At 65.0% G+C, this 23,836-nt stretch carries 18 protein-coding genes; 8 read left to right on the top strand and 10 right to left on the bottom strand.

All coding sequences use genetic code 11. The annotated features are described in order from the left end of the window. Positions 1-9 precede the first annotated feature (9 nt). The 3 genes from katG to mutS form a co-directional block, all read right to left on the bottom strand. Complete coding sequence (gene katG / locus FHY09_RS05315; RefSeq protein ID WP_166924913.1) at positions 10-2,247, bottom strand: catalase/peroxidase HPI; 2,238 nt, start codon at positions 2,245-2,247, stop codon at positions 10-12. A gap of 168 nt (positions 2,248-2,415) precedes the next feature. Beyond that, positions 2,416-3,018 carry a DUF937 domain-containing protein gene (locus FHY09_RS05310; RefSeq protein WP_166924912.1) on the bottom strand — a complete coding sequence of 201 codons (603 nt, stop codon included), beginning with the start codon at positions 3,016-3,018 and terminating at the stop codon, positions 2,416-2,418. Positions 3,019-3,096: 78 nt separating this feature from the next. Further along, the gene (gene mutS, locus FHY09_RS05305; protein WP_208407630.1) at positions 3,097-5,667 is read right to left on the bottom strand and encodes a DNA mismatch repair protein MutS; all 2,571 of its coding nucleotides are present in this window, start codon (positions 5,665-5,667) and stop codon (positions 3,097-3,099) included. Between the two features lie 623 nt (positions 5,668-6,290). On the opposite strand from mutS, the gene FHY09_RS05300 reads away from it, so the two are divergent. Beyond that, a complete protein-coding gene (locus tag FHY09_RS05300) occupies positions 6,291-6,998 on the top strand; it encodes a hypothetical protein (RefSeq protein ID WP_166924910.1) in 708 nt (235 codons plus the stop codon). Beyond that, entirely contained in the window at positions 6,991-8,409 is a 1,419-nt protein-coding gene (locus FHY09_RS05295) for an XVIPCD domain-containing protein (RefSeq protein ID WP_166924909.1), read from the top strand. The genes FHY09_RS05300 and FHY09_RS05295 overlap by 8 nt, the downstream gene beginning before the upstream one ends. A 673-nt stretch (positions 8,410-9,082) precedes the next feature. Here FHY09_RS05295 and hxsA read toward each other — a convergent pair. From hxsA to hxsB, 3 genes are read right to left on the bottom strand one after another with little or no spacing between them, the layout of a single operon-like run. Continuing rightward, positions 9,083-9,829 (bottom strand): His-Xaa-Ser repeat protein HxsA, encoded by a 747-nt coding sequence (gene hxsA / locus FHY09_RS05290; RefSeq protein ID WP_166924907.1) that lies wholly within the window; start codon positions 9,827-9,829, stop codon positions 9,083-9,085. Next, a complete protein-coding gene (gene hxsC, locus FHY09_RS05285) occupies positions 9,814-11,004 on the bottom strand; it encodes a His-Xaa-Ser system radical SAM maturase HxsC (RefSeq protein WP_166924905.1) in 1,191 nt (396 codons plus the stop codon). Before hxsC ends, hxsA begins: the two co-directional genes overlap by 16 nt. Next, complete coding sequence (gene hxsB, locus FHY09_RS05280; RefSeq protein WP_456362715.1) at positions 10,991-12,484, bottom strand: His-Xaa-Ser system radical SAM maturase HxsB; 1,494 nt, start codon at positions 12,482-12,484, stop codon at positions 10,991-10,993. The genes hxsC and hxsB overlap by 14 nt, the downstream gene beginning before the upstream one ends. 783 nt (positions 12,485-13,267) lie before the next feature. Here hxsB and FHY09_RS05275 point away from each other — a divergent pair. The 3 genes from FHY09_RS05275 (at position 13,268) to FHY09_RS05265 (ending at position 15,343) form a co-directional block, all read left to right on the top strand. Then, positions 13,268-14,332, top strand: coding sequence for a hypothetical protein (locus tag FHY09_RS05275; protein WP_166924903.1), 1,065 nt, complete (start codon positions 13,268-13,270; stop codon positions 14,330-14,332). 671 nt (positions 14,333-15,003) lie between these two features. Then, positions 15,004-15,141, top strand: a complete 138-nt coding sequence (locus FHY09_RS05270) for a hypothetical protein (RefSeq protein WP_166924901.1) — start codon at positions 15,004-15,006, stop codon at positions 15,139-15,141. Positions 15,142-15,172: 31 nt separating this feature from the next. After that, positions 15,173-15,343 (top strand): hypothetical protein, encoded by a 171-nt coding sequence (locus FHY09_RS05265; RefSeq protein ID WP_166924899.1) that lies wholly within the window; start codon positions 15,173-15,175, stop codon positions 15,341-15,343. Between the two features lie 15 nt (positions 15,344-15,358). Here FHY09_RS05265 and FHY09_RS05260 read toward each other — a convergent pair whose 3' ends face one another. The 3 genes from FHY09_RS05260 to FHY09_RS05250 form a co-directional block, all read right to left on the bottom strand. Further along, the gene (locus FHY09_RS05260; RefSeq protein WP_166924897.1) at positions 15,359-17,128 is read right to left on the bottom strand and encodes a YbhB/YbcL family Raf kinase inhibitor-like protein; all 1,770 of its coding nucleotides are present in this window, start codon (positions 17,126-17,128) and stop codon (positions 15,359-15,361) included. Between the two features lie 115 nt (positions 17,129-17,243). Beyond that, a complete protein-coding gene (locus tag FHY09_RS05255; RefSeq protein ID WP_166924895.1) occupies positions 17,244-18,344 on the bottom strand; it encodes a hypothetical protein in 1,101 nt (366 codons plus the stop codon). An 81-nt stretch (positions 18,345-18,425) separates the two neighbouring features. Continuing rightward, a complete protein-coding gene (locus tag FHY09_RS05250) occupies positions 18,426-19,556 on the bottom strand; it encodes a metallophosphoesterase (RefSeq protein WP_166924893.1) in 1,131 nt (376 codons plus the stop codon). A 231-nt stretch (positions 19,557-19,787) separates the two neighbouring features. Between FHY09_RS05250 and glgX the strand changes: the two genes are divergently transcribed. Beyond that, positions 19,788-21,929, top strand: coding sequence for a glycogen debranching protein GlgX (glgX, locus tag FHY09_RS05245; protein WP_166924891.1), 2,142 nt, complete (start codon positions 19,788-19,790; stop codon positions 21,927-21,929). A gap of 75 nt (positions 21,930-22,004) precedes the next feature. Here the strand turns inward: glgX and FHY09_RS05240 are convergent, their stop codons facing one another. Then, positions 22,005-22,391, bottom strand: a complete 387-nt coding sequence (locus FHY09_RS05240; protein ID WP_166925513.1) for a barstar family protein — start codon at positions 22,389-22,391, stop codon at positions 22,005-22,007. A gap of 147 nt (positions 22,392-22,538) precedes the next feature. Between FHY09_RS05240 and xth the strand changes: the two genes are divergently transcribed. Both xth and FHY09_RS05230 read left to right on the top strand, forming a co-directional pair. Further along, positions 22,539-23,327 carry an exodeoxyribonuclease III gene (gene xth, locus FHY09_RS05235; RefSeq protein ID WP_166924889.1) on the top strand — a complete coding sequence of 263 codons (789 nt, stop codon included), beginning with the start codon at positions 22,539-22,541 and terminating at the stop codon, positions 23,325-23,327. Positions 23,328-23,448: 121 nt separating this feature from the next. Further along, positions 23,449-23,811 (top strand): glycine zipper 2TM domain-containing protein, encoded by a 363-nt coding sequence (locus tag FHY09_RS05230; protein ID WP_166924887.1) that lies wholly within the window; start codon positions 23,449-23,451, stop codon positions 23,809-23,811. Positions 23,812-23,836: the final 25 nt, after the last annotated feature.

Here is a 23,836-nt window from a genome sequence, read left to right as displayed (position 1 = left end):
CAGATGACCTCAGCCGTGCAGGTCGTAGCGATCCAGCTCCATCACCCGTGTCCAGGCCGCAACGAAGTCTGCGACGAAGCGCGTTTCGCCATCGCGGCTGCCATAGACCTCGGCCAGGGCGCGCAGCACGGCATGCGAGCCGAACACCAGGTCAGCGCGGGTGGCCGTCCAGCGCGGCGCGCCGGTGCTGCGGTCGGTGCCGACGAAGCGTTCGGCCGAGACCGCCTTCCACTGCGTGCCCATGTCCAGCAGATTGACGAAGAAGTCGTTGCTGAGCGTGCCCACCCGCTGTGTCAGCACGCCATCGCTGCTGCCGTCCACCGTGGCGCCGAGCACCCGCAGGCCGCCCACCAGCACGGTCATTTCCGGAGCGGTCAGCGTCAGTTGCTGCGCCTTGTCCAGCAGCAGGATTTCGCCGCGCACGCTGAACAGCTTCTGCAGGTAATTGCGGAAACCGTCGGCCACCGGCTCAAGCACGGCGAACGAGGCCACGTCGGTCTGCTCGGCAGTGGCATCGGTGCGGCCCGGGGTGAACGGGACGCTGATGTCATGCCCGGCCGCCCGGGCCGCCTGTTCCACGCCCACGCCACCGGCCAGCACGATGAGGTCGGCCAGCGACACCTGCCGCTCGCCGCCCGCGTTGAAGCCGGCCTGCACCTGCTCCAGCGCGCCCAGCACCTTGGCCAGCTGCTGCGGCTGGTTGACGGCCCAGTCCTTCTGCGGGGCCAGGCGGATGCGTGCCCCATTGGCGCCGCCACGCTTGTCGCCCCCGCGGAAGGTAGAGGCCGACGCCCAGGCCGTGCTCACCAGCTCGGCCACGCTCAGGCCGGTGTCGGCGATCTGCTGCTTGAGCGCTGCGATGTCGTCTGCGTTGACCTGCGCCTGGGTCGGCGCGGGCACCGGATCCTGCCAGATGAAGGTCTCGGCGGGGATCTCCGGACCCAGGTAGCGCGAACGCGGTCCCATGTCGCGGTGGGTCAGCTTGAACCACGCCCGAGCGAAGGCATCGGCGAAGGCCTGCGGATCATTGAGGAAGCGACGCGAGATCTCGCCGTAGACCGGGTCAAAGCGCAGTGCCAGATCGGTGGTGAGCATGGTCGGGCGGTGCTTGCGGTGCGTGTCGTAGGCATCCGGGATCACCTCGTCAGCGTCCTTGGCCACCCATTGGTGGGCACCGGCCGGGCTTTTGGTCAGTTCCCACTCGTACTTGAACAGGTGCTCGAAGAAGTCGTTGCTCCACTGCGCCGGGGTGCGCGTCCAGGTCACTTCCAGGCCGCTGGTGATGGTGTCCGGGCCCTTGCCGCTGCCGAAACGATTGCGCCAACCCAGGCCCTGGTGTTCCAGGTCATCGGCTTCCGGTTCCACCCCGACGTTGTCGGCCGGACCGGCACCATGGGTCTTGCCGACGGTGTGGCCACCGGCGATCAGCGCCACGGTTTCCTCATCGTCCATGGCCATGCGACCGAAGGTATCGCGGATGTCCCTGGCGGCCAGCACCGGATCGGGATTGCCATCCGGGCCTTCCGGGTTCACGTAGATCAGGCCCATCTGCACTGCGGCCAGCGGGTTTTCCAGGTTCCGGGTGTGCATGTCGCCGTCGGCGTCATCGTCGGACACCAGCACGCCGCCGGCCTTCTCCACGCCGTCGGAGCCGTGTGCGTAGCGCTCATCGCCGCCCAGCCAGGTGGTCTCCCGGCCCCAGTAGACGTCCTGGTCCGGCTCCCATACATCCGGGCGTCCGCCGGCGAAGCCGAGCACCTTGAACCCCATCGACTCCAGCGCGACATTGCCGGTGAGGATGATCAGGTCAGCCCACGAAATGGCCTGGCCATACTTCTGCTTGATCGGCCACAGCAGGCGCCGCGCCTTGTCCAGGCTGACATTGTCCGGCCAGCTGTTGAGCGGCGCGAAGCGCTGCTGGCCACGGCCACCACCGCCACGCCCGTCGCCCACGCGGTAGGTGCCGGCGCTGTGCCAGGCCATGCGCACGAACAACCCGCCGTAGTGACCGAAATCGGCCGGCCACCACGGCTGGGAGTCGGTCATCAACTGCTTGAGATCGAACTTCAATGCCGCGTAATCCAACGTCTTGAATGCTTCGGCGTAATCGAACGATCCCAGTGGCGTGGAGCGTTCCGAGTGCTGGTTTAGCAGGTCCACGCGCAGCTGGTTGGGCCACCAATCCTGATTGGTGGTGCCACCGCCGGGTGCGGCATGGTTGAAGGGGCACTTGGCTTCGTTCTTCATGGGTCTTTACCTGATGGACTGGCGAACGGATTGTCCCGGCAAACGTACGGTTCCTGTGTCGGATTGGTAAAGACGATTTATCCGAAAGGTGCCATATGCGCTGACTATCGTCCGCGCCGCGCTGCCGCCGGCGCGGTCACCGCCCCCGGCAGGGAGGGCGTGCGCGTCTCAGGAACGCTTGCCCAGCAAGCCCGTGCCGAGCTTCACGACATCGCCCAGGCCGAACTTGCCGTCCCCGTCCTGGTCGAGCAGTCCACCCAGTCCGCTGCCCTGCTGCTCCTTGCCAAGTGCCTGGCCGAGCTCATTGGCATTGCCCTGCTGGGCAAAGCGCTGCGCCAGAAACGACATCACGATAGGGGCGAGGATCGCCAGTAACTGGCTGGATCGGCTCGTGTCCAGGCCGGCCTTCTGCCCGACCACCGCAGCGGCCTGCGGGCTCTGCCCGCCGAAGACATGGCCCAGGATGCCGCCGCCGTTGGTGGCCTGGCCACCGCTACCACCGAGCACGGCCGTGAGAATGCCACCCAGATCGAAGCCGCCGCCGCCGGCCGCCGCAGGGGCATGGTCGCGCTGCAGGGCATTGAGCAAGGACTGCGCACCCTGCGGGCTGCTCGCATTCTGGCCGAGCGCACCCAGCAGCAGGGGCAGGGCGGACTGCACGGCCGTGCTGGCCTGGGCCGGCTCGACGCCGAGCTGCTGTGCGACCTGCTGCAGCCCCTGGCCCTGCTGGAGCTGCTGGAAAAGGGTGGCGGCAAGCGATTGCGTGTTCACGGCGGACGCTCCTGCAGTTGAGGGTTGAGCCCCGGAGCATACGCCCGCTGCCGGAAATGAACCGCGAAGAGCGTTGCGTTACATCAAGGCCTTCAGCCGGTACAGCGCTTCCAGCGCCTGTTTCGGCGTCAGTTCGTCCGGGTCGATCGCCGCCAGCGCTTCCTGCGCCGCACGGTCCTGCGCAGCGAACAGCCCGAACTGCTGCGGCGCATCCAGCGCCTGCGGTGCCACCTTGGCGGCCTGCGTCTGGCCACCGCGCTGTTCGAGCTCGGCCAGGCGTCGCCGGGCCTGCTGCACGGTGGCGCGGGGCAGGCCGGCCAGTGCCGCCACCTGCAGCCCGAAGCTGCGGTTGGCTGGTCCATCCTTCACCGCGTGCATGAACACCAGCCGCTCATTGCCGTGTGCATCGGTGTGCTCCACCGCGTCCAGGTGCACGTTGGCAATCCCGCTGGGCCCGCCCTCGTGCTGCTCGCCGGCCAGCGCGGTGAGCTCGAAGTAATGCGTGGCGAACAGCGTGTAGCAGCGGTTGTGCCAGGCCAGGTGGCGGGCGACCGCATCAGCCAGCGCCAGGCCGTCGTAGGTGGAGGTGCCACGGCCGATCTCATCCATCAGCACCAGCGAATGTTCGGTGGCGTGGTGCAGGATGTAGCTGGTCTCGGACATCTCCACCATGAAGGTGGACTGCCCGCGCGCCAGATCATCGCCCGCGCCGATGCGGGTGAGGATGCGGTCGATCGGCCCGATCACCGCACGGCTGGCGGGCACGAAACTGCCGATGTGCGCGAGCAGTACGATCAACGCGTTCTGCCGCATGTACGTGGATTTGCCGCCCATGTTCGGACCGGTGATGACCAGCATGCGGCGGTCCGGGTCCAGGCGCAGATCATTGGGCTCGAAGGGCTGTTCGCGCACGGCCTCCACCACCGGGTGGCGGCCACGCTCGATCTGCAGGCATGGCGCGGTGTCCAGTTCCGGACGCGACCAGTCCAGCGCCTGCGCGCGCTCGGCGAACGCGGCCAGGACATCCAGCTCGCTGAGCGCGCCGGCACACTGCTTGAGCGGCTCCAGGCACTGACCAAGGGTATCGAGCAGCGTCTCGTAGAGCAGTTTTTCGCGCGAGAGCGAACGTTCGCGTGCGGACAACACCTTGTCTTCGAACGCCTTGAGTTCTTCGGTGATGTAGCGCTCGGCATTGGTCAGCGTCTGGCGGCGGGTGTAGTGCACCGGCGCCTTGTCCGACTGCCCCTTGCTGATCTCGATGTAATAGCCGTGCACGCGGTTGTAGCCGACCTTGAGCGTGGCGATGCCACTGCTCTGGCGCTCGCGCTGTTCAAGATCGATCAGGAACTGGTCGGCATGGGTGGAAAGCCGGCGCAGCTCATCGAGTTCCTCATCGAACCCATCGGCCAGCACGCCGCCATCGCTGAGCTTCAGCGGCGGCATCTCGGCGATGGCCGACGCCAGCAGGCGCGCGCATTCGTCATGCTCGCCGAGCAGGCGGTGCAGGGCCTGCAGGCGCGGCGAATCCAGCGGTTCCAGAATCCTGCGCACTGCGGGCAGCAGCCCCAGGCCATCACGCAGCGTGGAGAAATCACGCGGGCGCGCCGAGCGGAGTGCCACGCGGGTGAGGATGCGCTCGATGTCGCCTAGGCGGCGGAACTGTTCACGGATATCCGCATCGCTGCCTTGATCGATCAGTGTCTCCACCGCATGGTGGCGATGGGTGAGGACCTCGCGCAGGCGCAGGGGACGGTGCAGCCAGCGCCGCAGCAGCCGCCCGCCCATGGGGGTGACGGTGCTGTCGAGCACGCCGAGCAGCGTGTTGCGCGTATCGCCGTCCACGCGGCTGTCCAGTTCAAGATGACGGCGGGTGGCGGCGTTCATGGCGATTGCCTCGCCGGCATTCTCCATCGCGATGGCGGTCAGGTGCGGCAGCCGCTGTTTCTGGGTTTCTTCCACATACCCCAGCAGCGCGCCTGCCGCCGCGGTCGCACGGGGCTTGTCGTCCAGCCCGAAACCGCTGAGGTCGTGCAGCTTGAAGAACGCCAGCAACTGGCGGCGCGCGCTGTCGGTGTCGAACAGCCACGGTGCCCGGCGACGCACGCCGGTGCGCTGGCGCAGGAAGTCCGGCCACTCATCTTCGTCCGGCACCAGCAGTTCGGCCGGTTCCAAACGTGCGATTTCCGCTTCCAGCGCGTCATCGGACTCGACCTCGTTGACGATGAAACGGCCGCCGGCCAGATCGGCCCAGGCCATGCCGTAGCCCTGCCTGGTACGCGCCAGCGCCATCAGCAACGTATCGCGGCGTTCGTCCAGCAGCGCCTCGTCGGTGACGGTGCCCGGGGTGACGATGCGCACCACCTTGCGTTCCACCAGTCCCTTGGCCAGCGCCGGGTCGCCGATCTGCTCGCAGATCGCCACCGATTCACCCAGCGCCACCAGCCGCGCCAGATAGCCTTCGTAGGCATGCACGGGCACGCCGGCCATGGGGATGGGCGCGCCGCCGGAACTGCCGCGCTGGGTCAGGGTGATGTCCAGCAGCCGCGCCGCCTTGCGGGCGTCGTCGTAGAAAAGCTCGTAGAAATCGCCCATGCGGAAGAACAGCAACAGGTCCGGATACTCGGACTTTGCGGCGAAGAACTGCTTCATGAGCGGGGTGTGCTCGGCAGTGCTCTTCGGAGATGAGGTTTTCGGATTGGAATCAGTGGTTTGCAAGAAGCGTCCTTACGGGATGTAGCGGTCAAGCCGGGTCACTGGCGGCAAGTGACGGTGTTGTTTGTTCCGTCGCGGTTGCGTGGTTCACTCAAGCGGAATCAGGCTGACGTTGTGACGGACACGCGGCGAATCGACCTGGATACGGTTGTTGCAACGGAGGCGGCTGGCCCGCGTCGCCGAGGCACTAAGTTTAAGCTGACCTACCGGCAAATCTGCGAGCTGAGCGTGGCCAAGGGCCCGGTCGAAGGCAAGCAGGGGAGGCCGGTCATCGCTCCTCGCCCGCCCGCAGACGCTGGGAAGCCCAATCGGGACTTGGATGGCGCGCGGTTTGTTGCCACATAACATCTCTCTTGACACAAGGCGTGGATGATTAAAGGGGCCGGGCGGCGCTGGGCGCGTGGCGCTCGTCATCTGCGAAGAGTGATCGCGCTGAATCGATACTGGCCTATGATTGACTTGCAGGGCCGGATCCGGGGTGATGGCCCGGCCGAGTGAAGGCCAGCCCTTCCCGGATAACTCGGACTACCCTTGGTGGGCATTGACTGGGCATGGAGGGCATGCATTTGCTTACTCGCAACATCGCGGTGATCACCCTGTTGCTGGCTGCTCAGGCATGTGCCCAGGTCCCGGCAACGGAACAGGCACTCCAGGAGGAAGCAATGAATGGACATGCGCACAGCGCGGCGAAGGTGCGGTCCTTGCAGGACCAGGCGGCCGGTATGGCTGACGCGGCGGTTGACGAAGCCGGTGCGCAAAGCCCTGCGCCAGTCGTGGGCTCGGCTGGCTACTCGCCTTTGCCGCAAGGGCCTGAGGTGACGGCGGAGACGTTGGTGCACGCCATTGTCCATATGGCCAAGACGTTCGAGTCCCGAGAGGACATGGTCCCATCTAACGTGGCGCAGGTGACAGCACTTGGAATGATGCCAGACAGCCAACGTGAGCGTACGGGCGTCCAAGGGACTATCGGTCATGCGCGCTACGAGTTTGCTGCTTGGAAGCGCTTTGGGCGTCATCCAGGTCACAGCATCGAGTTGACCCTTCGGCCACCCGGGGTCTGTGAGATTTCATACAAATCATTGCATGACCCGTTGGTCGCAGCAGGGTTCGGCGTCACCACGAATGCTCCTGGCTTCAAGCCGATGGTCTACTTCGGTCGGGCAGTCAGCGGCGGTCTGCGCTTGGATGTCATCCTGAACACGGACAGCCATGCCAATCCTCAGTGTGTTTCCCGCGTAAGGATGGAGATGGAGCCAAGCGATGCCTGACCGGCGCGACATTGAACATCTTCTCCAAGGCCTGGGGCAGCAGTCTGGTCTGCCAAAGAGAGCACGGGAGGACATTGGTAAGGCCATCGACACATCTCCCTATCTGGCCTCGGTGATGAGTAGAGCCATCGACCTGGGAACTTTGCGTCGCATTGAGGTGTCCAGCCAGCCGAATGAAAGTGGGCACTACGATGACAAGACCGGAACTGTCAGCATCAGCAGAACGCTGTTTGCGCCTGACAACGAGTCGGATCGCTTGGACATGCTTGCCGGCACGCTGGGGCACGAGACTGGTCATGCGCTGATGGCGCTTTCGGCAAAGGAGTCGTTGCAAACATTCGTCTACAACCTCGATGTCGCCATCAAGGAGGGTATCCGTTACGGTGAGCCGGTAGTTGATGTGACCGCACAGGCCAAGCAGTATGTGGCCGCTTCGCGTCAGAACGAGGCGCTGGCTGAACTGGTGAGCATGAACTCGGTGGCCAGTCGGGTTGTGACCGTCACAGGCAAGTGGAGCGAACCGGAGTTGTTGAGTCGCCTTGAGCTCACAACGGCTTGTGTGAAGGATGGGATGCTTGAGCCAGGCATTTATTTAGACGCTCGCGGCATGCAGCGTCCGGGGAACAGCATTGCCAGTCCAGCCGTAGAAGCGGTCGCAGTCTGCCACTTTGATAAGAGCAACAGCACCTTGGGGGTTCAGGGCAGGTCTAACTATCCCGGCTACTACGCGGCTTACACAGTCAGTGCTGGGGCGGCCTTGTTGAGGGAGCGCTCTGCCGCCACGACCCAGGTTTTGCCAAGATTGGGATATGACTTGGCGGAACTTGGAACCGAAGTTGCTGAGCTTGAGGGTGCCGGAGTGAGCTTGGGCGGCCAGGGCAAGGTATTCGGCTTTGTTGACACTTCCAACGGACAGCGACGGGATGTGGAGGTTCGCCAAATGGGGCCGCTCCAACACCGGCCGGAATTGGAGGTGGCCACCATTGGGTCGATAAAAAAAATGCTTGCTGACAACCCTGGGCACAGCGACCATTCAACGTATGCCCGCATCCAGGACTGGGTGAGGGGGACCGGGAACTGGACCGATGAGGAAAGTCGCAACGTCAGCGCCGCGCTTTACAAGCAGCAAGCCGAACATCCGCTGGTAAAGCGGGTAGACCAGGTCACCGGTGGGCTTGGGAGGGACGGCGCCCACAACGTGTTTGCGGTATATGCACCCTTTGGTGATAAGGGGCCATTCTTTCACGCCCATGTGGACGGCAGGCAGGCTGCTCACGAGCCAGCGCAGCAGAACCTCCAGCAGGCTGAGTCGCTCCAGCAGGCACAGGCACTTCGGCAGGCGCTTGAGCAGACGCAGCAAAATATCCAGCAGCAAGATCAGGGGTCCAAGATGGTGATGGGTGGGCCGTGACCCGGCGCTCGGTATTTCAACGAATGGATGGGAGCCATCATGTGTTGATCGAAGAGCATCGCTTATAAAAAAGCGCTTGCTCTCTCAGTTCGAGAACATTTCCAAAGAAGCGATGCGGGCGCAGGATGCGATTTGCAGCAGTCGTGAAAGTACTTCGAGTCTGACTTACATTACACGGCTGATGTAGCGCGGCAGCATCTGGCCGCCTTTGACAGAAAAGCCGACGAGCTCAAACTAGCCGTGGCGGAGATCAGCGGCAACAATCGTCGGGCGTGGCAGGCCAACGCAGTCCGTTGCGCCGAGGCGCTTGAGGACTGGCCACCGATCGCGTTGGAACAAGCTGCCATGAAAGCAGAATGCGGTGGCGTTAACGCGCTGGTTCGGACGCGTCAGAAGCGCTCCGGCCGCCCTCAAGCGCGTGGACATCTTTAATCAGATTAGGAATACCCCGATTGAGACCTGGCCGTGTCAGGCGTCCCAATGGTCTTGAGGAAGTTGCCAGTTGAGTAACGGCGTGAACGCTCCTTCGCGTAGTGAAATGAGTGTTTCATGGAGGAGCTGTCGCTTCGGCAGCAACGCATAAGGGGTGGGCCTCAAACGACTGAACACTACATGGCTAATGGTTGTCCGAGTCGACCGATTGCTCAGCGAAAGTCGAGCAAGGGCTGCGGCCCTAAAGTCGAACACCAAGTGCGTCAAGCGTTGGAGTCGTCATGGTTCCCGTAACCTGCAGGCCATAGCGCCGCTGGAACGTGCGCAGTGCCGTCTGCGTCTTCTGGGACATGACGCCGTCGATGGCACCGGGGTCAAGGCCTTTGGAGTAGAGGGCGGCCTGGACGCGCATGATGAGCATCTTGAGCTCATCAGCGTCCGGCCGTTGGGGCTGCGCCGATCGGGCCGGCCAGAAATTGTCGTTGAACGGAGGCGCTGCAGTCGAAGCCGGATCCTCGGAGGCGTTCAAGGTGTTGGAATCGAGCGACGGCTCCACTGAGGGATGCTGCACTTCCAAGTCCCTCAGATTGATTTCCGACGAACGATAAGTGTTAGTTGCCCGCTTGGATGTGGCGGGCGCGGTGAGAGATTGGCGGGGGGATGGTGTGGTTGGCGTGCGGATAGGAGCTGGCGATGGCGTGGTCTGGCGGACGGGAGCCGGGGGCGTGTAGGTGGCCGGCGGTGTGTAGGATCGGTATGAGCTGCCCGAGCCTGACGAGTGGGAACGATGGGAGCTGTGCGAGCGATGCGAACTATGGCTCCGATGCCCGGCATAGAGGTTGTGCCGACCCGAGTTCAGTGACGAACTCAGGACGGTGGCGTATTTGCTGTCCATCTCCGACAGTGCCGACAGGTCTTGGGGTTTTTGGTTCGGCTCCGCCCCGAGTGCCCCCAGGGTCGCGCCGACAATCATCAATGCGCTGGACATGCTTCACTTTCCTTGACGGGGGCGACTGCCCGGCTGGTCCAAGCCGGCGTCACCCAAGAGAAGAAGCCGCCGCACTTGGTCTTTACTGAACAGCTGGCGCATGCGGGCAAATAGTCGTTCTTCCAAGTCGAGATGCTCTGAGCGGCATAGGGCCACAAGGAGCGGTCGATGGTGCAGAGCGGGAGGTTGTAGAGCGACACTCCGATACCGCTCGAATCGAACACGCTGACCGCTGCGGCCAGTTGGTCGCCGAAATCGGCTGGGTCAGCCCACACGTCCGCGTGATGCGCCTTGGCAAACCCGATTGGCTCGATGCCCATCAAAGCCACGTGCTCTACAAAGGGCAGGTTGCGTTGAATGTATCGAGCTATCTGTGGCAGCCGCTCGAAGGTAGGCCGGACCAGCACAACCCTAATCTCAATGCGCTGCTTTGCCGCTTCCAAGGCATAAAGCCCCCGCAGGGTCTGAGCGAACGCCCCCTCGCTTTGGACCACGTAGTCGTGGAGCCCGTAATGGTCGCCGTAGAGGGGAATGCCCCAGCTGAGGTTCGGGTGGATTCCTTCAAAGCGGCCGTGCAAAGTCGAACGGTCGAGGAGGCGGCCGTTAGACAAGATGTGGAGGTGGGTGTCGGGGAGAACTGAAGCACAGCGTGCTACGACCTCCACCAGCCCGTCCCCGAGCAGGGTGGGTTCCCCCCCGCTTATCGCGAGGGACAATTCGTCCGCATCGATCAGGTCAATGAGGTCCAAAAGCTGGCCAATCCGCCAATCATCCTGAACCTGCCTAGGTGGCTGCGAACACATCACGCAATAGCTGTTGCATCGTTCAGTCGCAAAGAGCACGTTTCCACTGTCTCCGCGCCGATACCGGCTGGCGACACGCTGTCGGAAGGGGTCCAGCTCGATGACGTCCCCTGACTTAGCTACCCTTTGGTCTCCAAGGATCTCGACGTAGGGCCTTTCACGGTCACGTGGCGCATCCGGCGACTGCACGATCCCGCCCCAGGGCAGATCCAACATCTCTCCGCCAATCAACCCGGCGGGCACACCCCGCAGGTCCAGCGCCATGCGCTCATAGGGCAGGGCGGCCGATGGGAAGTCACTGAGACCCACTACTTTAAGAATCTGGGGGCCGAGTAGCTTCGAGATGAAGGCCTTGCTCTCAAGCGGCAACATGGAGCGCCTCCTCGACCGGCTCCTGGCGCATGGACCATCGCTGCATCAGCCGCTGGTCCTCTGCTGACCCGTTCTCAAAGCGCTCCAGCAGAAAATCGAACAACCCCATGTTCCTCTGGCAAAAATCGCTCGTGGGCCGGTGCCCGACGGTATCCTTCTGCCTGGCGTAATGCTCGACCGGGTCGGCGCCGCACAGGGGCACATACGCGCAGTCCGAGCAGGTGGGCAGCGCCTCAGCGACCCCAGCGTGGAGGACGGAGGCCATGGCTGGGGACTCCAGCCAAGCGCTGACGGGCTGGCTCACGTCGCCAAGGCACCAGGTCGGGTCGCCCATCGCAGCCAGCATCCGCGCCTCATCCGAGGGATACACGCGGCCATCGTAGTCGTAGATGACCGCCCCGAGCCCGGCACCGGACGGCGAGCGCAGATCCACGTAGCCATGGCCAAACGAAGTGAACAGTTGGGACAAGAGCAGCGCGGCGTAGGACTCGTCCATTGCATAGCCGGAGTGATTGACCGCCACCAAGTGCTCAAACGCCCTCTTGTAGAATGTTAGGTAATCCGAGGTCGAATACCCGGTTCGGCTCACTGTTTTCGTAGCGAAGCCATAAGGGCTCAACGGACGGAGCGAGATGGAGTGGAGGCCGAGCTTCCGGTATTCGTCGATGATCTCTTCCGGGACGGCCAAGCTCAGCTTGGTCAACGTGGTCAGTGCGGACACCGCATCGTCACCCAGGCGTCGTCGCCCTCGCTCAATGCCTTCAATGGTCCGCCGATAGCTGTCGCGGCCAGGGCGAGGGCGGTTTGCGTTGTGCAGCCACTCGGGACCGTCCAGCGAAGTGGACAGTTTGAAGCGGTGCTCGGCCAGGAAGTCGAGCTGTGCCTCCGTCAGGTCGTGGAGGGTGGAAGCCAAGACGAATCGCAGGGCGCGGCCCTCCTGCTGGTTCCTCGCGACGATAAGGCGCGTGATGCGCATGACCTGCTCAAAGTTCAGCAGCGGCTCACCGCCTTGGAACTCAATCGTGAGCTCAGGGCTTGGCCAATCGAACAGCCGTTCCACCGCCAGCTCTGCCGGGGAGTTGGCCAAGTCAAACGCTTGAGCGTTTACGCCTTGCCTCGAGACTTGGCAGTAGCCGCAGGTGTGATGGCAGCGCAGGGAGACCACGAAGATATGGAGCGCCGGACCACCCATGAGATACGACTTGCGGCTTCGGTATTGGCTCAGCAAAGGGGCCAGCGAGCTTTTGCTAACGTCGACAACGGCAAGGTGGCGGGCTTGTAGGTCGGCCAGACAGGGCGAATTATCGGGCAGTTCATGCGAAACGAAGGCTTGGAACGTGGCAGCGGGCATCGTCAGCCAGTCCCCGGCCATCGAGGATACGAACACTCGGTCCCCATCCCACGGCAGGCGGCGGAAGCGCATTGGCAAGAGCTGGTAGCCGCTGGCTGCTCCAAAGGCCTCCCGTGTACGGAACTTCATGGCCTGTTCCCTGCACCCGCAATCGCTTGAGAGAGTGAGGCATGCACCAACTGTTCGTGCAGCCCTCTGGTTTCGGCACGAATAAGGGATCGCAGCTTCTCGTCTGCCAAGGCAGTAAGGAACCGGGCCCGGGCATCCATCGGCACAGTGGTCCCAGGCAAGGCACTAACCACTACCACATGGGCGCTGGGACGGCGGTCCACCTCGATATGGCAGGCACTAGACAGCCGATGGGCGGCCCGGATCACCTCCTCGAACGTATATAGCTCACTCTCAACGGTAAATTCTGAGCTGTCCATTGCCCGTCCCCTGTTGGATAAGATGACTTTGCTCCCCGATCGAGCTGCTGGCAAGCGTCCGGACACTATGGTCATCTCCGGTGCGCACCTTCCCAATTGTTGGTCATGGGACCGCCTGCACTCATTGGAGCTCAGCTGTAACAGAGTAGCGGATAACAGGATCCGCACCGCGTTTCCTCGATTCGCGGTAGTGGGACGACAGGCGTTCTTAGTAGGCTACGGCGCGGGGTAGTAAATGTGAATACTCATGAGCATCTACTTCACGATGAGTCGCGACCCGTGGCAGGTTGATGCCATTCGGGCCCGGTAAGGCTACAAGGGCGCGGCTGCGCGCTGAGCTGCCGCGCGCTGGAATGGCGAAGTGCGGGCTGTGATGCCAGCGCAACGCAACACCACGTGAGGACCAGGTCGCACCCCTTTCACGCTGCAGCGCGCAGCCTCGGCCCGTCAGCTGCATCCGCGGCTTTGAAACGGAGCTTCACCCATGAACAGTCGGATCGATTATCCAGAGCGCGGCGCCGTTGAGCCGGACGTTCCGGTTCTGACCAGAACACCCATCGTCGAACCCAGCCCGGAGTCCGCCGTGTCCTGGGGTGCGATCCTGGCCGGTGCGGTCGCCGCCGCCGCCCTCTCGCTCATCCTGCTCATCCTCGGTATCGGGCTGGGCCTGTCCTCGGTCTCGCCGTGGTCGTTCGATGGCGTATCCAAGGAAACCTTCGGCTGGGGCAGCATCGCCTGGCTGACCTTCACCGCGCTGGCCGCTTCGGGTCTGGGCGGTTATCTGGCCGGCCGTCTGCGCACCAAGTGGACGCGCCTGCACGGGGACGAAACCTACTTCCGCGATACCGCCCACGGTTTCGTGTCGTGGGCCGTGGCTACGCTGCTCACTGCCGGTCTGCTGACTTCGGCGATCGGCGGCATCCTGGGCACGGGCGTGCAGGCAGTGGGTGCCACCGCCGGTGCCGCCGCGTCGACCGCTGGCGCCGCCGTTGCCGGTGCAGGTTCGGCCGCGATGGGCTCGGAAGAAGGTGATCTGGACTATTGGGTGGACTCGCTGTTCCGCAACAGTGCGGCCCCGGCCCCGGGTGCCATGCCGGCACCGGCCGCCACGCCGGCCAACGCTGGGGCCCCGATGGCGCCTGCGCCGGGCATGGATCCTGCGGCACCTCCGCCGCCGCGCACCATGGCCGGTCCGGGTCCGGGTCGTCCGATGGCGGGTGACCGCCGCGAAGTCCGCGCCGAAGTGAATCGGATCATTGTCAGCAGCCTGCGCACGGAAGGCCTTGCGCCGGATGACAAGCAGTACCTGGCGCAGCTGGTGGCTCGTGAAACCGGGATGACACCGGCCGAGGCGGAAGCCCGCGTGACCGACATCCAGACGCGCATGCGCGCCGCCCTGGACGAAGCCAAGAAAACCGCGCAGCAGGTGGCGGATGACGCTCGCAAGGCCACGGCCTATGCCGCGCTGTGGCTGTTCATCACGCTGCTCATCGGTGCGTTCTTCGCCAGCCTGAGTGCCACGTGGGGCGGCCGTCGCCGCGACCTGTAACTTCCAACGAACCAGGAGACTTTCCATGAAGACACTGTTGCTCTGGGCCCTCGGCGTTCCCATTCCGCTGCTGATCCTCTACGCGATCTTCTTCTGAGGTCAGCGCCTTGAGGTAAAAAGCTCAGGCCACCGCAAGGTGGCCTGAGCTTTTATCGCCGATACCTGCGCGCACGCACTGATGCCGGGGAGGCGTCGGCGTTGCTAAGGAACGTCTAGAACAATCTGCGTTATATCCAACCGGAGCATCGTCTGCAGGCCTGCAGGCTTGAGCTCGATCAGACCCAAGCTCAAGCGTTCTTCATGCAAACGGCCTGCATGCCCTGGCAACGTTACGGCGCCGCCCACCTCAAGAAAGTCATTCAGAAAACAGGGTCTTAGAGGAGTTCAGGGAACCTCGGCGGCCAACGCACTCCGGCCGCCTACCATGTTGCTCCGTCCTTGCAGCGTGCGTCGTGACATCGCTGGTCTTTCCGACGCGGCAGAGCCTCACCGGATGGTGCGATCGACTGTCAGTCTTCTCCTGCACGTCGAGTGGTCTGGAGAGAGCACTCAGGAGAAAATCGCGCATCGGTGGCCTCGCATGGCATGGGGGCCACCCTGTGCCGGAACGCCGGGTGGCGGGCGATGCGGGTTGGCATACTCCCCGTCCATATGCGTTGCCCGGCGAATCAATGCGCGAGCTGCCGCGCCATTTCATCGAGAAACTCGAGGCCCTGCTGGTCGAACAGCAGGCCCGTGGCGCCCCGTTCTGCGCCGCGCCGTCGGCCTGTGAAACCGGGGGCCAGCTGGCTGCGCACCGCAGGCGCTGAAGACCGCTGGTGTAACGCGCGCCTGCAGGCCTTGGCGGCCGTCCTGGAACTGCTGCATGCCGTGCATCTGGAGGGCGATGATTCCACCAGCGAGCCGATACTTAGCGACCATCTGGTAGGCGGCCTGCTCATGGCCGGACGGCTGCTGGCGGGCCACGCCGAGCTGCGGGGCGAGCCCCGCAGCACGCGGCGCCCGACATGAGCCCCCACCGGAGAATTACTTCAGCGGTGGTGTCGTCTGCTGGTAGGTGCCGATGAGGTCTCCGCCGCCGACCACATGCCCCTTGGCGGCTTCGAGCACCTCATCGCGCGTGGCGCCGGGCTTCAGGTCCAGCATGCGGTCAAGCGCGAGCACCTGGAAGTGGTAGTGATGCGGCGGGTCGCCCACCGGCGGTTTCGGTCCGTAATACCCGATCGAACCGCGGCTGTTGGCTCCCTGTAGCGTGCCTTCGGGTTTCGTCAGCCGGGGGTCCACTGGAAGACCTTCCGGCAGCAACGTCACGTCTGCGGGAATGTTGTAGGCCACCCAGTGCACAAACGGTTTGATCGCTGCGGCATCCGGATCCTCCATGATCAGCGCGTAGGAGGCGGCGTTGGGCACGGCAGACCATGAAACCGTGGGCGAGGCATCGTCATGGTAGGCACTGAACCGCGGTGGCAGCGGCTGTCCCGACGCAAACGAGGTGGAGCGTGCCTGCAGCGTACCGGTCTGCACGATGCGGGAAAGTGCCAACGGCACGCCATTGCCCTGGTTGACCTGTGCCATCAGCGGCTCGCGCGGTATCGCGGTGGGCGCGGTGCTGGCAGCGGTCGTGGTGCCGTGGCTGACCCGGTAGATGATCCCGTTGGCATCGTCGCCCACCAGCAGGGCGCCACCGGCGGTCATGGCCAGCCCGACGGGCCGTGCGATGTGCTGGGTACCCGCCTCCACGAGAAAGCCGGTGAGGAAGGGCTCGAAGCCTGTGGGCGCGCCGTCGCGGAAGCGCAGCCGCACCACCTCGTAGCCCGAGGCGGGCTTGCGGTTCCAGGAGCCGCGCATCGTCACGAAGGCATCGCCCCGGTAGTCGGCGGGAAACTGGCTGCCGGTGTAGAACAGCATCTGCATGGGCGCGGCGTGTGCGGTGAAGCCCAGCACCATCGGCTCGCTCATCGCGGCCCATTGTTTCTTGCTGATCTGGCCTGGCGGGGTGCTCTGCGGATTCTCGCCGTCCGTGCCCCAGATGTGCGGCCAGCCGTATTGCTTGCCCTTGCCGATGCGGTTGAGTTCTTCGGGCTGTTCGTCATCGCCCAAGTAATCGATCCCGTGGTCCATGCCCCACAGCTCGCCGGTTGCCGGGTCCCAGGCGAAACCGATCGTGTTGCGCAGGCCGCTGGCGAAGATGCTCCGGGTCTTGCCGTCGGGCGTGGCCCGCAGCAGCGTGGCATGCTCCGGATTGGTCTCGTTGCACGCATTGCACGAGGAGCCGACGCTGATGTAGAGCATCCCGTCGGGGCCGAACGCGAGGGTACGGTTGGGGTGCTGGCCGCCATCGGGCAGGTCGTTGATGATGCGCTCTTCCGGGCCCAGCGTGCCGTCTGCCTTGATGGGCGCGCGGTAGACGTCGGTCGCCGTGGCGATGTACAGATGACCCTGCGCGATGGCCAGGCCGTGGGCACCGGGCCGGGCGAAGACCACGCGCGGTTCGCCATCCAGGGCGCCATCCTCGTTGCGGTCCTGCAGCAGCAGGACATCGCCCTGATCGCGCCGCGACACATAGATCTGGCCCTCCGGCGCCACCGCGATGATGCGCGGGTTGAGCAGGCCCTGTGCGAACACGTTCACCTGGAAACCATCAGGCGCCTTGAGCGCTGCCACGCGCCGCGCCGTGGCCTCGGTCTTTGCGGGCTTGAAGGTGTGTACGGCAGCGCGGACATCGGTGCCGTCGCCCTGCTGGGCGAGAGCGGCGAAGGGAACGGCCAGCAGCAGGGCAAGTGCGGATCGACGCATGATCGGAGCCTCCGGGTGAGGCGTTCAGCATCGGTGCGATCGGCTCAAGGCGCTGCGAATGTGCTGCATGGGCAGGATGAAGGGGAGGACCGGTCCAGCGTCCTCTTCGACGGCTTCAGAAATAGAACCCGATGTTGAGATTCAACCGGCTGTGCCACCCGGAGGGGCCGCCCGTGTCCAGCCCGATGCCATCGCCACCGGCGAACCACATGTTCTTTCCCGCGATCCAGTCGACGTAGGTGAGCATGACGCCCTTCTGCAGGCTGCAGCCGGTGACGTTCTGCCAGGAATCGCGCACGCCTTCGTGGCGCCGCACGGGACGGGTCATGCTCAGGTTGTTGTAGCAGGTGACATCGTCCAGCCAGCGCTGGCGCCCGAAGGCGTAGGCCAGATTGAAACTGGGTACGTCGGCCTCGGCAGCGATTTCGAAGGGCGCCTGGAACGCAGACAGGGCGATGCGCCCGCCGGGCACGCTGTAGCGGTAGCGCGCCCACTGCAGCTGGGCGGTCCAACCGTCGCGTTTCCACTGCGCATGAAGGGCTGCACCGTGATGGCCGCTGTGCTGGCCGGTCTGGGTATTCTGCACGCGACCGCTGAAGCCCGAGGCGCCCAGCAACAGGTCACCCCCGTTGAGGGTGCGTGTGTTTTCATAGCGCAGGTGCACGCGCTGGCGCTCGCGGTAGGGCCGCTGCGGCGTGTCGGCAACATCGAAGGAATAGCGGTCATAGCGTTTACCGCTGCCGTACTCATCGCCTGCGAACCATCCAGCTGTCCACTGGTGGCTGCCGTGGGTGCGCGTGAGGGTGAGGCCCGGATCGTAGTCGTCTTCGATGCCCAGGTAATAACCGGAGCCGAACCAGAAACTCTGGGAGACCGTCGGCAGCAGGCCGAACGGCACCTGCTGCACGCCGGCCTTGAGCTGGGTGGATTCACTCAGGTTCCAGCCGGCATAGGCATGGTGCAGGGCATCGAAGCCGTCGTACCAGCGGTATTGTGCGGAGAAGAACACCGGGCCGGCGGCAGCGCTGAGATCGGCACGCAGCAGCTCCAGCTGCAGGCGGCTGGTCGGACCGTAGTCCAGCCAGCCGTAGTTGAAGCGCACGGCGCCGCCGAGGTCGAAAGCGGGGTCGGCGGCTGTCTCCAGCGGGGCCGTGGCGTGGGCGACCGCTGACGGGCTGCCGGCGGCCACCAGAACAAGAAAAGGGAGGGCTCGCATCAAGAGGCATCAGGCTCCGTGACGGACAAGGGGCCTGAGTGTAGTGGCGCGCATGCGAACGCTTTGCACACGCGCGCGGCGTCAGTTGTTCAAGCCGGGCGTGCCTTCGGCCAAGGGCACGCGCGAGCCGTCCAGCAGCCCGCGGCTCAGCGTGTCGCCTTCGATGAAAAGCAGCTCGCCGTTCTCGCCGTTCTTGATGCTGCTGTCGATGGCGATCACGCGGCCGCCGTGGAAGCGGCTGACGTGCGGCATGGAGGTGTGGCCAACCACGATGCGCTTGAGCTTGAGCGCGTCCAGCACGGCCTGCACGCCGGCGGTGTCGAGCCGACCATCGAAATAGCCGCGGTACCAGATCGGACTGGTCTTGCCGTCGTACAGCGGGGCGGTGGCAGGGTTTGCCTTGACCTCGGCCTTGGGCGTGCCCAGCGAGGCCTGGTAAGCGGCATTGGTGGCAGCGGGGTCCAGCGCAAGTGCGATGCCCTCCGGTGAGATGCCACCGTGCAGGAACAGCGTATCGCCGATCCGCAGCAGCACTGGTCGGGTGCGCAGCCAGTGCCCGATCACCGAATCGGCGCCATACAGCTGCCCATAGCTGCGGCCGAGCAGCTGCGCGCTGCGCAGGTATTTCGGGTTGACGTAGCGCAGGTCGTCGTACAGCACCATGGTTTCATGGTTGCCGAGCACGAAATGCACCGCGCCGCCGGCCGCTGCGGCCTGCTGCTGGAGGCCGTACAACAGCCAGAAGGCCTCGGTGACCTGGGGTCCGCGATCGAACACGTCGCCGGCCACCACCAGCGTGTCCGAGCCCAGGCTCCAGCGGTCCTGCGCATCGATCACGTGGTGGGCACGCAGCAGGCGCACCAGCAGGGCGTACTGGCCGTGGATATCGGACAGGGCCACGATGCGCGGCACGGCCGGCAGCACTGCAGGCGAAGGCGCCTCGGCGGGCACCACATGCACCGCGTGCGCATGGCCGCAGCGTGCCGCGATGTCCGCCTGCCCGGTGCCGGCGGCCACGGTGTGCGTTTCCACGGCGTCCGCACACACCCACTGCGCGCGCAGGTGGTCGCCTTCGCGGAACACGTACGGGCCGTCCGCGTCAACGTGCGCGGCCGGCGCGGGAACGTCTTTCGCGCTGGCTGGCGCGGTGCCCGCCAGCAGGCTCAGCCCGATCAGCAGGGCGGCAGGACGGAGCAGGGCAGGGCACGGCATGCAGGGTTCCTCAAGGGCTCATGGCAGGGGCGGGAAGGCCGCCGCTGATGCTACCGCGCCCGCGCCGGGCCGGCACCGATGCGCCCCGGCCGGGCGGGCCGCTGCACACACCGCGCCTGCGTGAGCGGGTGCAGCAGCGCGTGAGGCGCCCACTACGCCGCCTGCACAACCGCCGCCCGATGCTCTGCGGGCCCAAGTTGCATCCTGCAACCGGCGTAGCGAGCCTCCCCCATGCGCGATAAGGTCAAGTCTTCCCGTTACACCACTCCCTCCCGCGTGCGCGAGGGACGTCCATTTCCGCAGGGCGCAAGCTTCGACGGGGAGGGCACCAACTTCGCGCTGTACAGCGCGCATGCCACCCGGGTGGAGCTGTGCCTGTTCGACGAGCAGGGCAATGAGCAGCGCGTCGAACTGCCCGAATACACCAACGAGATCTGGCACGGTTACCTGCCCGAGGTGAAGCCGGGACAGCGCTACGGTTACCGCGTGCATGGCCCGTACGCCCCGGCCGAAGGCCACCGCTTCAACCCCAACAAGCTGCTGCTGGACCCCTACGCGCGCGAGATCGACGGCGACCTCACCTGGGCTGACGAACTGTACGGCTACACCATCGGCCATCCCGACGGCGACCTGAGCTTCGACGAGCGCGACAGTGCCCCGTTCATGCCCAAGGCCGTGGTGGTCGAAGACACCTACGACTGGGAAGGCGACGAGCGCCTGCTGACGCCGTGGAACCGCACGTTCGTCTACGAGACCCATGTGCGCGGTTACACCCAGCGCCACCCCCAGGTGCCTGACGATCTGAAGGGCACGTGCGCGGGCCTGGCGCAGAAAGACGTGCTGGATTACATCAAGGGCCTCGGCGTGACCGCCGTGGAACTGCTGCCGGTGCACGCCTACCTGGACGACCAGCACCTGCTGGAAAAGGGGCTGCGCAACTACTGGGGCTACAACAGCCTGGCGTTCTTCGCGCCCAAGAGCCGCTACCTTGCCAGCGGACACCGCGACGAGTTCCGCGACATGGTCAAGGCCATGCACCGCCAGGGCCTGGAGGTGCTGCTGGACGTGGTCTACAACCACACCGCCGAAGGCAACGAGATGGGTCCCACGCTGTCGTTCAAGGGAATCGACAACGCCAGCTACTACCGACTGGCTGAAGACAAGCGCTATTACATCAACGATACCGGCACCGGCAACACCTTTAACCTGAGCAACTTGCAGGCCATCCGCTTTGTCTGCGATTCCCTGCGCTACTGGGCGCACGACATGCATGTGGACGGATTCCGGTTCGACCTGGCGACGATCCTGGGCCGCGAGCCGAGTGGCTTCGACCAGCGCGGTGGCTTCCTGGATGCGGTGGGCCAGGATCCGGTGCTGAGCCAGGTCAAGCTGATTGCCGAGCCGTGGGACTGTGGTCCGGGCGGCTACCAGGTGGGCCGTTTCCCGCCGGGCTGGGCCGAATGGAATGACAAGTTCCGCGACAACGCGCGTGGCTTCTGGAAGGGCGATGAGGGCAAGCTGGCCGAGTTCGCCACGCGCTTCATCGGCTCGGCCGATCTCTTCGATCGCCGCGGCCGGCGCCCGTGGGCGTCGGTGAACTTCGTGACGGCCCACGATGGGTTCACCCTGCATGACCTGGTCAGCTACAACGACAAGCACAACGAGGCCAACGGCGAAGACAACCGCGACGGTTCGGACAACGACGCCTCCTGCAACTATGGAGCCGAGGGCGAGACCGACGATGCGGGCATCAACGCGCTGCGCGAACAGCAGATGCGCAACCTGCTGGCCACGCTGCTGCTGGCGCAGGGCACGCCGATGATGCTGGCCGGCGACGAACGTGCGCAGACCCAGGGCGGCAACAACAACACCTACTGCCAGGACAACGAGATCACCTGGATCAACTGGGAGCGCGATCCCAGCGAGGGCCGCCTGGCTGCGTTCGTACGCGAGCTGGTCGAGGTCCGTCGCAGCCATCCCATCCTCACCCGTGGCCGCTTCCTCAACGGGCAGTACAACGAAGAGGCCGGCGTGCGTGACCTGACCTGGCTCAACCCGTCGGGCAGCGAGATGGCCGAGGGCAACTGGGAAGACGCCGGTGCACGCTCGGTGGGGCTGTTGCTGGAAGGGCGCGCGCAGGTGTCCGGCGTGCGCGAACATGGCGGCGATGCAAGCCTGCTTATCCTGATCAATGCCTACCACGAGGGCGTGAGCTTCAAGCTGCCCGACGATGAGGACGCCGCCCTTGAATGGGATGTGCTGCTCACCACCGATGCGCATCTGGAAAAGGGCGTCAAGGTGCACGGCGCGGACGACTTCGTCGCTCCGCCACGCAGCATCACGGTGCTCCGCTGCGGCGCGCCCAATGCCTGATCCGCCCAAGGCCGACCCGCGGCAGGCATGACGACAGGGGCGCTCCGGCGCCCCTGTTCCGCATCCGGGGTCCGGTCAGGCCACCAGTTGCACGCGCGGGTGGCTGGCGATGATCTCCATGATGATGTCGAAGTAGGTCGGGCCCGTGCCGGCATCCAGCGCATCAAGCTGGCGCTGCACTTCGGCGGCGTTGAAGGCGGCGATCTCAAGCTTGCCCAGCAGCCACGCGCGCGTGGTGGCTTCGCCCAGTGCCGCACGGCTGGCCTCGATGTTGGTCCAGGCCAGGGCGATCTCATCCTGATCGTGCAGGGCGCCGTAGCCGCCGCGCAGCAGGTCATCGAGGGCGTCCAGACTCTCCCCGAGCGTCCAGGACTCGTCGGCCATGAACACGCGGTTGATCTCGGCATAGAACGAGGGGATATCGGTGATGGCGTTGCCATCGATGATCAGCGTGGCGGTCATGGGGGCGCGGTGTTCGAAGGGACGGCTGCACGATCTCATGCAGGTGATCAACGGCGCGTTGCGGCTGCATGCGGACGCTGCAAAGGCTTCACGGAACAGGAATAAGCGTAGGCCTAGGGTGAGGCTCTTACCGCGATGGATGCTGCCATGAAGACACGCAAGCTGGCGACGTTCAACGTCAACGGGATCGGGACCCGCCTGCCGCACCTGCTGGCCTGGCTGGAGAAGGAACGGCCGGACGTGGTGGCGCTGCAGGAACTCAAAGCCACCGACGAGGCCTTCCCGGCCGCCGAGCTGGAGGCCGCCGGTTACGGGGCGATCTGGCAGGGCCAGCGCTCGTGGAACGGCGTGGCCCTGCTGGCACGCGACAGCCTGCCCGTGGAAAGCCGCCGCGGCCTGCCCGGGGAAGCGGCCGATGACCAGAGCCGCTACATCGAAGCGGCGGTGCACGGCATCGTGGTGGGCGCGCTGTACCTGCCCAACGGCAATCCCCAACCCGGTCCCAAGTTCGCCTACAAGCTGCGCTGGATGCAGCGCCTGGCCGCGCACGCCCGGGACCTGGTGGACCTGCCGCATCCGGCTGTGCTGATGGGCGATTTCAATGTCATACCCACCGACGAGGATGTCTACGATCCACGCGCGTGGCGCAACGATGCGCTGTTCCAGCCGGAGGTGCGCGAGGCCTTCGATGCGCTGCTCGCTCAAGGCTGGACCGATGCCCTGCGTCACGTGCACCCGGAGGGACCGGTGTACACGTTCTGGGATTATTTCCGCCAGCACGCCGAGCGTGATCGTGGGCTGCGCATCGACCACCTGCTCCTGAACAAGGTGCTGCTTGCGGGGCTCAAGGACGCCGGCGTGGACCGGTGGGTCCGCCTGCAGGAGAAAGCCAGCGATCATGCACCGACCTGGATCTCGGTGGCGCTGCCTGTGTGAGACGCATGCACGCGGGCTGAACGCCGCCCCGTATGTTGACGCCCCCTGCACGCATTTTCACCAGCGATTGCGGCCGCTGTGGTGACACTTGGGGCCACGCAACCGTGCGAGGAGAACGAACATGAAAGCAATTGCCCAGACGCTGTGCCTTGGTGCCCTGATGGCGGTGTCGACCATCGCCTCCGCGCAGACGTACGGTCCTCGCGACGAGGGTCGCCGCTTCAACGACGGCAGCAAGGTCGTGTGCCGCAACGTGGAAGTGCAGCGCAACAGCCGTGATCCGAACCGCATCGCCGGTACCGCTACGGGCGCCGTGGTCGGCGGCCTGCTCGGCAACCAGGTGGGCGGTGGCAGCGGCAAGAAGATCGCGACCGTGGCCGGCGCCGTGGCAGGCGGTGCGGTCGGCCGCAACGTGCAGGGACGTTCCCAGGAAAACAAGGGTGACCGCGTGGTCGAGCGCCGCTGCGAGCGCGAGTACAGGTAAGCCGTCGGAGGTTCCGGCAGCACGG

This window comes from Xanthomonas sp. 60 (genome assembly GCF_011761925.1).
Note: the sequence above shows the minus strand (reverse complement) of the source record. Positions and strands in the feature narration are given on the sequence as shown.

Excerpts from the sequence above, each read along its gene's own strand:
- katG (WP_166924913.1), bottom strand. The coding sequence starts at position 2,247 with ATGAAGAACGAAGCCAAGTGCCCCTTCAACCATGCCGCACCCGGCGGT.
- mutS (WP_208407630.1), bottom strand. The coding sequence starts at position 5,667 with ATGAAGCAGTTCTTCGCCGCAAAGTCCGAGTATCCGGACCTGTTGCTG.
- FHY09_RS05300 (WP_166924910.1), top strand. The coding sequence starts at position 6,291 with ATGCATTTGCTTACTCGCAACATCGCGGTGATCACCCTGTTGCTGGCT.
- FHY09_RS05295 (WP_166924909.1), top strand. The coding sequence starts at position 6,991 with ATGCCTGACCGGCGCGACATTGAACATCTTCTCCAAGGCCTGGGGCAG.
- hxsA (WP_166924907.1), bottom strand. The coding sequence starts at position 9,829 with ATGTCCAGCGCATTGATGATTGTCGGCGCGACCCTGGGGGCACTCGGG.
- hxsC (WP_166924905.1), bottom strand. The coding sequence starts at position 11,004 with ATGTTGCCGCTTGAGAGCAAGGCCTTCATCTCGAAGCTACTCGGCCCC.
- hxsB (WP_456362715.1), bottom strand. The coding sequence starts at position 12,484 with ATGAAGTTCCGTACACGGGAGGCCTTTGGAGCAGCCAGCGGCTACCAG.
- FHY09_RS05275 (WP_166924903.1), top strand. The coding sequence starts at position 13,268 with ATGAACAGTCGGATCGATTATCCAGAGCGCGGCGCCGTTGAGCCGGAC.
- FHY09_RS05270 (WP_166924901.1), top strand. The coding sequence starts at position 15,004 with ATGCGCGAGCTGCCGCGCCATTTCATCGAGAAACTCGAGGCCCTGCTG.
- FHY09_RS05260 (WP_166924897.1), bottom strand. The coding sequence starts at position 17,128 with ATGCGTCGATCCGCACTTGCCCTGCTGCTGGCCGTTCCCTTCGCCGCT.
- FHY09_RS05255 (WP_166924895.1), bottom strand. The coding sequence starts at position 18,344 with ATGCGAGCCCTCCCTTTTCTTGTTCTGGTGGCCGCCGGCAGCCCGTCA.
- FHY09_RS05250 (WP_166924893.1), bottom strand. The coding sequence starts at position 19,556 with ATGCCGTGCCCTGCCCTGCTCCGTCCTGCCGCCCTGCTGATCGGGCTG.
- glgX (WP_166924891.1), top strand. The coding sequence starts at position 19,788 with ATGCGCGATAAGGTCAAGTCTTCCCGTTACACCACTCCCTCCCGCGTG.
- FHY09_RS05240 (WP_166925513.1), bottom strand. The coding sequence starts at position 22,391 with ATGACCGCCACGCTGATCATCGATGGCAACGCCATCACCGATATCCCC.
- xth (WP_166924889.1), top strand. The coding sequence starts at position 22,539 with ATGAAGACACGCAAGCTGGCGACGTTCAACGTCAACGGGATCGGGACC.
- FHY09_RS05230 (WP_166924887.1), top strand. The coding sequence starts at position 23,449 with ATGAAAGCAATTGCCCAGACGCTGTGCCTTGGTGCCCTGATGGCGGTG.